This window comes from Rhizorhabdus phycosphaerae, from assembly GCF_011044255.1.
GTDB classification, from domain to species: domain Bacteria; phylum Pseudomonadota; class Alphaproteobacteria; order Sphingomonadales; family Sphingomonadaceae; genus Rhizorhabdus; species Rhizorhabdus phycosphaerae.
In genome coordinates, this window is sequence record NZ_CP049107.1 from 1,176,711 (window position 1) to 1,188,795 (window position 12,085).

Below are 12,085 nucleotides of genomic sequence, written 5' to 3' on the forward strand. Positions count from 1 at the left end.
TGGTGCCGCTGCGGACACGAGGCTTTTCGTGACCGAATTCTGTCGATAAGACAGAGAGATGGAGAGAAACTCGAACCTGACTCAAGCTCGACCGAGTTTCGTCAGCCATCTCGAATGTTCGCTGACCGGTGAGCGTTATCCAGCGGGTGAGCTGCATGGTCTCTCGGCGGCGGGCCGCCCGCTTCTCGTCCGCTATGACCTCCAAGCCATGCGCAAGGCGCTGTCTCGCAACGACATTGAAGCCCGCCCAACTGATCTATGGCGGTGGCGCGAAATGCTGCCGGTACGCCGCAGCGAGGACATCGTCAGTCTCGGCGAGATCGAAACCCCGCTCGTCGATCTTCCACGATCGGCTGGAGCTTCCGTTCTCGTGAAGGACGAAGGCCGCCTCCCGACCGGTTCTTTCAAGGCACGCGGTCTGGTGATGGCGGTGTCGATGGCGAAGGCGCTCGGAGTTACCCGCATCGCGATGCCGACCAACGGCAATGCCGGCGCCGCACTCGCTGCTTACGCGACCCGTTGCGGGATCGAGACGCTCGTCTTCTGTCCGGAGGATACGCCCGAGATCAACGTGCGCGAGATTGCGATGCAGGGTGCTCGCGTCTGGCGCGTCAATGGCCTGATCGACGATTGTGGCGCGATCGTCGGCGAAGGCGCGCGCCAAGGCCGCTGGTTCGATTTCTCCACCCTCAAGGAGCCCTACCGGATCGAAGGCAAGAAGACGATGGGCCTCGAACTGGCCGCGCAACTCGGCTGGGAACTGCCCGATGCGATCTTCTACCCGACCGGAGGAGGAACGGGCCTGATCGGCATGTGGAAGGCATTTGACGAACTTGAGGCACTTGGCTGGATCGGGTCGCATCGCCCGAAGATGTTCGCGGTGCAGGCGGCCGGGTGCGCGCCGATCGTCAAGGCGTTCGACGACGGGGTGGAGCATGCCGACCGCTGGGAAGACGCCCATACCGTCGCGGCCGGCATCCGCGTCCCGCGCGCTGTCGGCGATTTCCTGATCCTTCGCGCCGTACGCGCGAGCGGGGGCCGAGCTGTCGCCGTCGAAGATCCCGACATTCTGCAGGCCGTTGACGACGCCGCCCGGAAGGATGGAATGCTCCTCTGTCCGGAAGGCGGAGCAACGCTCGCCGCCTATCGACTGGCGATTGCCGAGGGATGGGTGTCGGAAACAGACAAGTCGATCCTGTTCAACTGCTCGACGGGCCTCAAATATCCGATGCCCGCCGCTCCCCAGACGCTCGACCGGAACGAGCGGATCGACTTCGACTCGCTCTGACAGAAGGACGCTGCCATGGACCGCCGCCTGTTCCTCGCCTCGCTGCCGGCTGCGGCAGTCGCTGCGCCTTCGATTGCCCGCGCAGCGGCCGCCCAGCCCTCTTCTCCGCGCTGGCGCGAAGGAGAAGACCGCTTCGAGCGTGGGGACGTCCATGCAGGCGACAGGCCGATAGGGGCAAGCTTCGCCAGCCGCACCGCCGCCTATGGCATGTCGGGCGCCGCAGGAACCGCCCATCCGCTCGCGACCCAGGCCGGCATCGCCATCCTGCGCAAGGGCGGTTCGGCCGTCGACGCGGCCATCGCGATCAATGCCTGTCTCGGCTTTCTCGAACCGACCTCCTGCGGCATCGGCGGCGATTGCTATGCAATGCTCTGGGACCCGAAGGCCAAGGCCGTCATGGGGCTGGCGGGCTCGGGCGCTTCGCCCCGCGCGCTTTCTCTGGAAACCGCTCGCGCCCGGGCGGTTAACGGCGCGCTGCCGCCACTCGGCGCGGTCACCGTGTCGGTGCCGGGCACGGTCGACGCCTGGGCGCAGATGCACCAGCGCTATGGCCGCCTGAAATGGGCCGAACTGTTCGAGCCTGCGATCGATCTGGCGACCAACGGAGCCCCCGTCCCCGACATCATCGCTTATTATATCCGCCGCGCCCTCGTGAACTTCCGCAAGCCGGGCAATGGTATCGAGGAGACCGACAACGCCTTGCGGACCTGGTCGATGGGCGGCAACGGGCCGCAGACCGGCAGCATCTTCCGCAACCCCGATCTCGCCCGCACCTACAGGATGATCGCCGACGGCGGCCGCGACGCCTTTTACAAAGGCGATATCGCGAAGACGATTGACGCCTATTTCCGGCGGATCGGCGGCTGGCTGCGTGCCGAGGACCTCGCCGCGCACAAGGGCGAATGGATCACCCCGCACAAGACCGACTATCGCGGCGTCGGGGTCCATGCGCTCGGCGCGAACACGCAAGGCATCGCAACGCTGCAGATGCTCAACATCCTCGAAAATTTCGACATGGATGGCGCCGGCTTCCAGTCCGCGCTGTCCATCCACCTCCAGGCCGAAGCCAAGCGCCTCGCCTATGAGGATCGCGCCCGCTATTATGCCGATCCGAACTTCTCGAAGATCCCGATCGAGTGGTTGATCTCCAAGGACTACGCCGCGCAGCGCGCCCGCCTGATCCGCCCCGACCGCATCAATCCGGACGTCCGGCCGGGCCAGGCGCCCTCACGCGGCGACACCACCTACTTCACCTGCGCCGACAAGGACGGGATGATGGTGTCGATGATCCAGTCCAACTTCCGGGGCATGGGATCGGGCCTCGTTGCCGATGGGCTCGGCTTCATGTTCCAGGATCGGGGCCAGCTCTTCTCGTTGAAGGATGGCCATCCCAACATCTATGCGCCGGGTAAGCGCCCCTTCCAGACGATCATCCCCGGTTTCGCGACACGCGGCGACGCCCCCTGGATGAGCTTCGGCGTCATGGGTGGCGACATGCAGCCACAGGGCCAGACCCAGATCATCGTCAACCGTCGCGACTATGGGCTCGATGTCCAGGCGGCGGGAGACAGCCCGCGCTGGCATCATGAGGGTTCGTCGCAGTCGATGGGCGAGGATTCGCCCGGCCTCCCGGCAACCGGCCTGCTGCGCCTCGAAAACGGCGTCCCGGCCGCGACCCGCGATGGGCTCCGGTCGCGCGGCTGGACGCTCGGCGAATCCGACGCCGCCTTCGGCCGCTATCAGGCGGTCGAGCACCGCATGGACGGGCAGGAGCGCGTCTATGCGGCCGCGAGCGAGATGCGCGCCGACGGCTGCGCCCTCGCCTATTAACGCATCGGGCGGCTCCGGCCGCCCGCTCGATCAGACGCCGGCCTGTTCGCGATAGGCCCTGACGTCGCGGCGCAGTTCGCCCGCGCACAGGAACAGCGCGAGCACATTGGGGATCGCCATCAGGAAGAAGCTGCTGTCGATGATGTCGATCACCCGGCCCAGATCGATCACCGCCGCCGGTGGCAGGGCCACGATGTAAAGGATCTTGTAGCTCCACTGCGCCTTCGGCCCATGGCCGAACAGATAGCCCCAGGCCTGAAGGCCATAGAAACCCCAGGCGACAAGCGTCGAATAGGCAAACAGCACGACCACGATCGCGAGCAGCAGCGGGAACCAGCTGGAAACATGCGCGAACGCCGCGCTGGTGATCTCGATCCCCTTCAAATTTGGATCGGTCCACGTGCCCGCCACGACCATCGCCAGCCCGCCGATGCCGCATACGATCATCGTGCCCAGCAACGGCTCCAGCAGTGCCACCATGCCCTCCGAGACCGGATGCTCGGTCCGCGCGAGGCTGTGTGCCATCACCGCCGATCCGACGCCTGCTTCGCTGGCGAACACGGCCCGGCGCATGCCCGCCACGAAGGCCCCCACCGCGCCGCCAGCCGCCGCATCGAAGCCCCAGGCTCCACGCCAGATCGCGGCGAGCGCCGCCGGGATCGCATCGGCATGCAGCACGAGGATGGCGAGGATGCCCGCCAGATAGACCCCGACCTTCAACGGCGTCAGCCGCTTCGACACCTCGCCCAGCCAATGCGCCCCGCCGAGAGTCACCAGCGCGACCGCGAAGGCCAGGCCGATCCCGTAGATCCAGCCATTGGTAAAGCCGGTGACGACGCTGACCTGCGCGAAGCTCTGGTTGACCTGCACCATCGGTATGGCTCCGAACAGCGCGAAGAAGGCATAAAACCCACCGAGGATGACACCCAGTCGCGGCAGCCCGCGTCGTCCGAGCACCGCCTTCAGCACATACATCGGGCCGCCATGGACATAGCCATATTCGTCGGTGACGCGGTATTTCAGGCCCAGCGTAACCTCGGCCATCTTCACCGTCATCGCGAACCAGCCGATCGCGAACATCCAGAAGATCGCACCCGGCCCGCCCATCGTCAGCGCGACCGCAACGCCTGCGATATTGCCCAGGCCGATCGTTCCGGCGAGCGCCGTCGTCAAGGCGGCGAACTGGCTGACATCGCCCTTCGCCTCGCCTTCGCGCGGCTGGTTGCGCAGGATACGAAACGCATGCCCGATGCAGCGTATGTTCGGAAATCCCAGCCAGACCGTGAAGAACAGCATCGGCACCGCCAGATAGAGCACGACGAGCTCGATCTGGGTGCCCAGCAACGGAATCTTGAAGAAGACCGCGCCGGTCAGCGCGTCGACGATGCGATTGAAACTCTCCATCATCGGACGCTAGCCGGGTTGTTCCACCTTGTCATTGCCAAGTCCGCGCCCGGTCATTGCGATCGTTCGAAGCCTCCGACTTTCCCGCCCGAACCTCGACGGCGTCATGATCGCCAGCAATCAGTTCTTCCAGCAGGACTTCGCCATCCGGCCAATATCCCAGGTCCGACTGCGCATTGATGTGCCCGCAATGACCCGCATCTACGAAGCGACTGCCCCAGGCCCGGGCCAGCCACTCGAGCCGGTCGAAAGTCGCGTACCGGTCGTTGCGGCTCGCAACGAGAATCGACGGAAAGGGCAGCTGCCGCACCGGCGCCGGTGAGAATCGGCGAACCAGCGGATGGGCGTCGGGCGCATCGACGTCGGGAGGCGCGACCAGCAGCGCGCCCTTGACCCGGCCGAGGCTCGCCGTCTCGAACGCCTGTGCCCACCAGGCGATCGTCAGGCAGCCGAGGCTGTGTGCGACCAGCACCAGCGGTCCATCCGTCATCGCCACGGCCGCGTCCAGCCGCTCGGTCCAGATCCGCCTGTCCGGCTCCGACCAGCAGCCGAGATCGACCCGGCGGCAATCGTCCCGCCGCGCCTGCCACAGCGTCTGCCAATGGTCTGGCCCCGAATTGTCCAAGCCCGGCACGATCAGGCACAGCGGCCGCTCACTGCTCATCGGCGGCTCCCGTCAGAAGAGCCGGCCGCTCGCCGGCATCGCGATCGGCGCGCGCCTGATGCACCACGCTGCCGGGCGGCACGCTCGAGGTCAGCCATACATTGCCGCCGATCGTCGAACCTGCACCGATCGTCACCCGGCCCAATATCGTCGCCCCGGCATAGATGACGACGTCATCCTCGACGACCGGATGCCGCGGTTGCCCGCGCTTGATCGCCCCATCCTCGTCGGCCGGGAAGCTCCGCGCACCGAGCGTCACCGCCTGGTACAGGCGGACGCGGTCACCGATCACCGTAGTCTCGCCGATCACCACGCCAGTGCCATGGTCGATGAAGAAGGACTCGCCGATCGTCGCTCCCGGATGGATGTCGATCCCGGTCCGCGAATTAGCGATTTCCGAGATGATCCGCGCCACCAGCGGTGCCCCGAGCCGATGCAGCAGATGGGCCAGCCTGTGGTGGACGATGGCGATCACGCAGGGATAGCAGATCAGCACCTCGTCGACGCTGCGCGCCGCCGGGTCGCCCGCATAAGCCGCTTCGATATCCTTGTCCAAGAGACGCCTGAGCGTCGGAAGGGCTTGGGCAAAATGACCGATGATGCGCCCGGCTTCGGCATCGACGCGGTGCATCCCCTCGCCGTCGCGTGAATAGCCCAGCTCGAGGCGGATCTGGCCATAAAGCCGGCTCAGCGCGGTCTGCAGCGTCTCGGCGACATAAGCCTCTTCATTTTCCAGCCGGACAAAGCTGGGTCCGAGGCGCAACGGAAACAGCGCGCCGCACAGCGCCGACATGATCTTGTCCAGCACGTGACGCGAGGGAAAGCCGACTGAGCCCAGTTCGGCGTTCCGCCGATGTGCGCCCCGCCAGTCGTCGCGCGCGACGCGCAATTCGGAGGTTATGCGGTCTATGTCCCAATAATGCCCGGGCGGCGCGTCCAGGCTGTCATCGATAGGGTTCGTCATCAGGGCCTCTCTTGCTGGATGCTGGGATAGCCGGCCGACCTGCGAGCGAAAGCAATTTTTCTCTACCGAATTGATAGGAAATATATCATGGACACGTCAGGTGCGTGACGCGGTCCGACACCGGTGATAGGCTCGCCGCATGGTACCGCGTCTCGGCCCCCTGAAACTCAAGGCTCAGCTATACGCGGGTGACGAGCCGGCGATCGGCCCTGGCAAGGCGGCCCTCCTCGAGGCGATCGAGCGCGAGGGCTCGATCTCGGCGGCCGGCAGGGCACTGGGCATGAGCTACCGGCGGACCTGGCTTCTCGTCGACAGCCTGAACCGCTGCTGGCAGGAACGGGTCGTCGATACCACGCCCGGTGGTGGCCGCGAGAAAGGCGCTCGGGTGACGGAGTTCGGTCATCGCATTCTGCACGCCTATCGCACGCTCGAACGCAGCCTTCTCGATGCAGCGGAGAGCGACGCCTTCCGGGAACTTGCAGGGCTGATGCGGAACGAGCCGCTTCCCCCAGCGCACTGACTGCTTGCCATATCCGTATCGATATAGCATCCCGAGGCCGATCTTCCGGGAGTTTCGGCATGACCTTGCGCTATCGCCTGTATCTGGGCCTCATGCTGCTCTTCACCTGCGCCGCATCATCGGCCTTCGCCGCCGAAACCTCGGTCGCCGTCGCCGCCAATTTCACTGAGCCTGCCAAGGAGATCGCAGCCGCCTTCGCGAAGGCGACCGGCCATAAGGCACAGCTCGTCTTCGGCCCGTCGGGCGCCTTCTATACGCAGATCAGCCACGGTGCGCCGTTCGAGCTGTTCCTGTCGGCCGACGCCGAACGCCCCGTAAAGATCGAGCAGGAAGGGCTGGGCGTCCCCGCTACGCGTTTCACCTATGCCGTGGGCCGGCTCGCGCTCTTTTCGACGACGCCGCGGCTTGTGGACAAGGCGGGCGCTGTACTCAGGACCGGGCGCTTCGAGAAGATTGCCATCGCCGATCCTGTCAGCGCACCTTACGGCCTGGCAGCGCTGGAAACGATGCGAGCACTTGGTGTCGAAGCAAGACTCAAGCCGCGCATCGTCACGGGCACGTCTATAGCCCAGGCCTATCAGTTCACCTCCACCGGCGCCGCAGAGCTGGGTTTCGTGGCACTGTCGCAGATCATCGACGTGAAGGGGGGATCGCGCTGGATCGTCCCTGCCAGCCTGCACAAGCCGATCGAGCAACAGGCCATCCTGTTGAAGACCGGTGCGGCCAACCCTGCGGCCCGCGCTTTTCTGAAGTTCCTGAAGAGCGACGCCGCGCTGCGCATCATCCGCCGCTACGGCTATGCAGCGCGCTGATCGATGGCGCTCGTTCTCCTGACGACGATCGAACTGGCTCTGGTCACGACCATCTGGCTGCTGCTGCTGGCGACGCCGCTGGCCTGGTGGCTCGCCCGGTCGCGGCATTGGGCCAGAGAGGTGGTCGGCGCGATCACCGCCCTTCCCCTCGTGCTGCCACCGACCGTGATCGGCTTCTACATTCTCATCGCGCTCGGCCCCGACAGTCCCCTGATGGCGCTGCTTCATCCCTTCGGGATAAGGACACTCGCTTTCACCTTCAGCGGACTGGTGATCGGCTCGATCTTCTATTCTCTACCCTTCGCCGTTCAACCGCTGCGCACCGCCTTCGAGGCCATAGGCGACCGGCCGCTTGAGCTCGCCGCAACCATGGGTGCGGGCCCTTGGGACCGCTTCGTCCATGTGGCGCTCCCGCTGGCCCGTCGCGGCTTCCTGTCGGCCGCGATCCTTGTCTTCGCCCATACCGTCGGCGAGTTCGGCGTGGTGCTGATGATCGGCGGCAACATACCCGGTCGGACCGAAGTCCTCTCCACTCGCATCTTCCAGCTCGTAGAAAGCCTGCAATTCGGCGAGGCGCATCGGATCGCCGCCTGGCTGGTTGCCTTCTCCTTCGCCGCATTGCTGGCGCTGCTGCTGGTCGACCGGCGGATTGGGACACCCCGTCCGTGACCATCGTGATCCGGTTGCAAGGAAAGCGTGACGCACGCTTCCGGCTCGAGGTCGACGTCGAGATCCCCTCGACCGGCGTCACCGCGCTGCTTGGTCCGTCGGGCTCGGGCAAGACCAGCCTGTTGCGCGCGCTGGCGGGGCTCGATCGCCATCCCGGCACCATTCGCTTCGGTGCGGATATCTGGCAGGATGAACGGCAATTCGTACCGGCCGAAAGACGGCGCGTCGGCTATGTCTTTCAGGGCGAAGGGCTGCTTCCCCACCTTTCGGTCGCTCGTAATCTCCTTTTTGCCGAACGCCGCGCGCCGCCTGGCCCCTTCGAACGGGACGAGATCATCCGCCAAACCGGCATCGGCTCATTGCTCGAAGCGATGCCGCGCAATCTGTCGGGCGGTGAAGCACAGCGCGCCGCCATCGCTCGCGCGCTGCTCGGCCAGCCTCGCCTGCTGTTGATGGACGAGCCCTTGTCCGCGCTGGACTCCCCGGCACGCGCTGCGATGCTCAGCTGGCTTGGGGACACGCTGCCAGACCTTGGCCTGCCGGTCGTCTACGTCACGCATGACGAGGGGGAGGCCCAGCGGCTGGCTTCGACAACACTGATCCTGCGAAACGGCCGCCTGGCCAGCGTCTGATCACCCCTCGTCGGCAGCCAGTGCCTCGCGCATGTTCCGCAGCACCCAGCGTATGTGGCTGGAGAATGTGACCACGGCCGAATGGGCGTCGCCGGTCAGGATGGTGTCGTGGATCAACCGATAGTTGATCAGATACTGATCCCAATGATCGCCCGGCGCGAGTTCGGACAACAGTGTCGTGAAGAAGCGCATATAGGGCCGGCTGTAGAAGAACTCGACATAGCGGTTCCCCGACAGCCGGTTGAGCTCGATATGATAGCGGTATAGCGAGTCGACGAAGTCGCGCGCGCTGCGGCGCACCGCATTGTCCTCGATCGGCTGGAACGCCGCGATCACGGCGTCGCGTATCTCCGGATCGCCGACCTTGCCGGCAGTCAGCCGCACGCCCAGTACGCACAGCGCCTCGGTGAACTCCAGAAAGTCGATCCTGTCCTTGACCGACAGGCGCCGGATCCGCGCGCCACGATTGGCGATCAGCTCGACCACACCCTCGCCCGCGAGCATGTGCAGTGCCTCGCGGACGGGGGCGCGGCTCACATTATATTCCTCAGCCAGGTCCGCCGCAATCAGGCGCTGCCCCGGCGCGTAGCGTCCGGCCATCACGCCATCGACAATGGAATCAACCACATGGGAAACGAGGGACGCGCCGTTTTCCTCGTCGCGGTCGGATGCTTTGCTGGCCATCCGCTGCCCTTATCCCAACCCTTTCATCCCGCCAAGCATGACCGCTTGTTTGATCGCCAACTTTTGCATACACTTTTGTCGACTCATCTAGGAGGGTGTTGGGATGGACGACGTCGCGGAACGGATCGATCGCACGGATGCGCAGCTGCTGGACGCACTCCGGCAATTGCTCGGCCCTGACGACCTGCTGGTCAGCGACGCCGACCGTCGCTTCTTCTCGACCGATCTCAGCTGGCGACCCGGGGAAACCGCGATGTGCGTGGTCCGTCCCCGCTCGCTCGAACAGCTGTCCGCCTGCGTCGCACGCGCGGCCGAGGCTGGCTGCCCCATCGTCCCGCGCGGCGGGGGCATGTCCTACACCGGGGGCTATGTTCCCGCACGTGATCGCTCGATCCTCGTCGACATGCGCGCCATGGACGAGATCGTCGAGATCAACGCCGACGACATGTACGTGCTGGTCCAGGCCGGGTGCACCTGGAAGAAGCTCCACGAAGCGCTGTCGCCGCTAGGCCTCAGCACGCCCTATTGGGGCCCGCTGTCGGGCGCCTATGCCACCGTCGGCGGCGCGCTGTCGCAGAACAGCCTGTTCCATGGCTCGGGCGTGGGGGGCACCGCCGCCGAAAGCGTGCTGGGCCTCAAGGTGGTGCTCGCCGATGGCTCGGTCGTGACGACCGGCTCCTGGGCGCACCGCCATTCCAACCCCTTCTGGCGCCATTTCGGCCCCGACATCACCGGCATCTTCACCGCCGACAATGGCGCCATGGGGGTGAAGGCGGTGGCGGCGCTGCGCCTCGTCCCGGCCCCGCGCCATACCGGCTTCCTGTCCTATCGCTTCGGCACGCTCGACGCGATGCTGTCGGCGCAGGTCCGCATTGCCCGGCTCGGTATCGCGTCGGAATGCTATGGTTTCGATCCCTATTATAATGCGGGCTTCGAGAAGCAGGGCATCACCTTCGAAGAGGGCCTGTCGCTCGTCGGCAAGATCGCGCGCAAGGGGGGGCTCAAGGGGCTCAAGCATGCCGCGCGCGTGGCGCTCGGCGGGAAACGCATCCTGCGCGACGTCCCCTATTCACTCCATATGACGCTCGACGGACTGACCGAAGGCGTCGCCGCCGAGCACACCGATCTGGCCGCCGAAATTTGCGCCGAAGAAGGCGGCACGGAGATGGCCAACACCATCCCGACCGTATTTCGCAATGCGCCTTTCGGCAGCGTCCGTACTGTTCTGCTCGGCTCTGAGGGCGAGATCTGGATCCCCGTCCACGGCTATTTTCCCCTGTCCCGGGCGGTCGATGCGGCCCGCGCGACAGAGGCCTTCCTCGCCGAACGCGCGCCTCTCATGGACCAATGGGGCATCAAGACCAGCTACCTGACCTGCTTCTCGGGCCCGGAGTTCGTGATCGAACCGAGCTTCTACTGGCACGACGAGCTCGGTCCCTTCCGCTTGTCGCTGATCGAGCCGGAATTCGCCGAGAAGTGGAAGGACATCCCGCCGAACGAAGCGCGCCGCGCGGTTGCACTCCAGCTGCGGGACGAACTGCGCGACCTGTTCGACGGGCTTGGCGGCCTACACCTGCAGATCGCCAAATATTATCCCTACGAGCCGATGATGGAGGACCCCGGCCTGGCCCGGCTGGCCGGCCGGATCAAGGCCGCGATCGACCCGGACAACATCATGAATCCCGGCTGCCTGGGACTGTAAGGGGGACGCCATGAACGACATCATCCGCAAAGCCTATGTCGACTGCTCGGCCGGGCAGATCCACCTCTCGCATGTGGAGGGCGCGGGCACGCCAGCCGTCTTCCTTCACCAGACGGCCAGTTCGGGGAAGATGTGGCACAAGGTCATGCGGGCACTGGCCGGCTCGCGCGCGCTTTACGCCCTCGACACGCCCGGCTTCGGCGGCTCCTTCGATCCGCCGCAGGACGCCTCGCCTGCGATCGGCGACTATGCTCGCTGGTTCCTGGAGACGCTCGACGCGCTGGACATCGATCGCCTCCACCTTGCCGGCCATCACACCGGCGCCTGTATCGCGGTCGAACTCGCCAGCCTCGCGCCCGACCGCATCGCCAGCATCAGCCTGATAGGACCCGTGCCTTTGACCGCCGAGGAGCGCGTCGAATTCTCCCACCATTTCGGGACGCCCTTCAAACCCGTCGTCAGCGGCGCCTATCTGCTCGATAACTGGGAATATCTGCGCAACCTCGGTGCGCATGCCGATCCTATGCTGATCCACCGCGAGATGTCGGATCAACTGCGGGCCTGGTGGGGCCGCGTCCAGTCCTACCGCGCGGTCTGGGACTATGACTTCACCGCCGCCTATGTGGCGCTGTCCTGCCCCATCATGATCGGAGCAGCCCCCACGGATGTCCTGGCAGCCTATCTTGACCGGGCCATTTCGCTCCGGCCGGATGCCCGGGTGATGCCGATCGAGGGCGCCAATTTCGAGCCCGACCTCGACACCGAAGCGGTGGCCAGGGAGTTCGCGGCATTTTTTTCGGCCTGCGAACCGTGACAAACTTCTGCCAATCCCAGCCCGTGCTTGACCATCACGCCGAAATGCCCAGTATTTTGCATGCAAAATCAGGGATAGCGAGTCGCCCTTTCACAACCAAGT

General features: G+C 65.4%; 12 protein-coding genes. 8 read left to right on the plus strand and 4 right to left on the minus strand.

From position 1 onward, the window contains the following. The first annotated feature begins 58 nt into the window (after window positions 1-58). The gene (locus G6P88_RS05390) at window positions 59-1,288 is read left to right on the plus strand and encodes a threonine synthase (protein ID WP_206335870.1); all 1,230 of its coding nucleotides are present in this window, start codon (window positions 59-61) and stop codon (window positions 1,286-1,288) included. A 15-nt stretch (window positions 1,289-1,303) separates the two neighbouring features. Beyond that, window positions 1,304-3,118 (plus strand): gamma-glutamyltransferase family protein, encoded by a 1,815-nt coding sequence (locus tag G6P88_RS05395; protein ID WP_165322215.1) that lies wholly within the window; start codon window positions 1,304-1,306, stop codon window positions 3,116-3,118. 30 nt (window positions 3,119-3,148) lie between these two features. Here G6P88_RS05395 and G6P88_RS05400 read toward each other — a convergent pair whose 3' ends face one another. The 3 genes from G6P88_RS05400 to epsC are packed head-to-tail and all read right to left on the minus strand — an operon-like array spanning window position 3,149 to window position 6,150. Continuing rightward, window positions 3,149-4,522, minus strand: coding sequence for an alanine/glycine:cation symporter family protein (locus G6P88_RS05400; protein WP_165324915.1), 1,374 nt, complete (start codon window positions 4,520-4,522; stop codon window positions 3,149-3,151). Between the two features lie 31 nt (window positions 4,523-4,553). Continuing rightward, on the minus strand, window positions 4,554-5,186 hold the full coding sequence (locus G6P88_RS05405; protein WP_165322217.1) for an RBBP9/YdeN family alpha/beta hydrolase: 633 nt from the start codon (window positions 5,184-5,186) through the stop codon (window positions 4,554-4,556). Continuing rightward, window positions 5,176-6,150 carry a serine O-acetyltransferase EpsC gene (gene epsC / locus G6P88_RS05410; protein WP_165322219.1) on the minus strand — a complete coding sequence of 325 codons (975 nt, stop codon included), beginning with the start codon at window positions 6,148-6,150 and terminating at the stop codon, window positions 5,176-5,178. Before epsC ends, G6P88_RS05405 begins: the two co-directional genes overlap by 11 nt. Window positions 6,151-6,289: 139 nt before the next feature. Between epsC and G6P88_RS05415 the strand changes: the two genes are divergently transcribed. From G6P88_RS05415 to G6P88_RS05430, 4 genes are read left to right on the plus strand one after another with little or no spacing between them, the layout of a single operon-like run. Further along, window positions 6,290-6,670, plus strand: a complete 381-nt coding sequence (locus tag G6P88_RS05415) for a winged helix-turn-helix domain-containing protein (protein ID WP_165322220.1) — start codon at window positions 6,290-6,292, stop codon at window positions 6,668-6,670. A gap of 59 nt (window positions 6,671-6,729) precedes the next feature. After that, window positions 6,730-7,482 (plus strand): molybdate ABC transporter substrate-binding protein, encoded by a 753-nt coding sequence (gene modA / locus G6P88_RS05420; protein WP_165322222.1) that lies wholly within the window; start codon window positions 6,730-6,732, stop codon window positions 7,480-7,482. Window positions 7,483-7,485: 3 nt separating this feature from the next. Then, on the plus strand, window positions 7,486-8,151 hold the full coding sequence (gene modB / locus G6P88_RS05425) for a molybdate ABC transporter permease subunit (protein WP_165322223.1): 666 nt from the start codon (window positions 7,486-7,488) through the stop codon (window positions 8,149-8,151). Beyond that, window positions 8,148-8,783, plus strand: a complete 636-nt coding sequence (locus G6P88_RS05430; protein WP_165322225.1) for an ATP-binding cassette domain-containing protein — start codon at window positions 8,148-8,150, stop codon at window positions 8,781-8,783. Before modB ends, G6P88_RS05430 begins: the two co-directional genes overlap by 4 nt. Here the strand turns inward: G6P88_RS05430 and G6P88_RS05435 are convergent, their stop codons facing one another. Continuing rightward, entirely contained in the window at window positions 8,784-9,467 is a 684-nt protein-coding gene (locus G6P88_RS05435; protein WP_165322227.1) for a GntR family transcriptional regulator, read from the minus strand. 103 nt (window positions 9,468-9,570) lie between these two features. Here G6P88_RS05435 and G6P88_RS05440 point away from each other — a divergent pair, with 103 nt between their 5' ends. Together G6P88_RS05440 and G6P88_RS05445 are read left to right on the plus strand one after the other, a co-directional pair. After that, window positions 9,571-11,169 carry an FAD-binding oxidoreductase gene (locus G6P88_RS05440; RefSeq protein WP_165324916.1) on the plus strand — a complete coding sequence of 533 codons (1,599 nt, stop codon included), beginning with the start codon at window positions 9,571-9,573 and terminating at the stop codon, window positions 11,167-11,169. 10 nt (window positions 11,170-11,179) lie between these two features. Then, window positions 11,180-11,983, plus strand: a complete 804-nt coding sequence (locus tag G6P88_RS05445) for an alpha/beta fold hydrolase (protein WP_165322229.1) — start codon at window positions 11,180-11,182, stop codon at window positions 11,981-11,983. Window positions 11,984-12,085 lie beyond the last annotated feature (102 nt).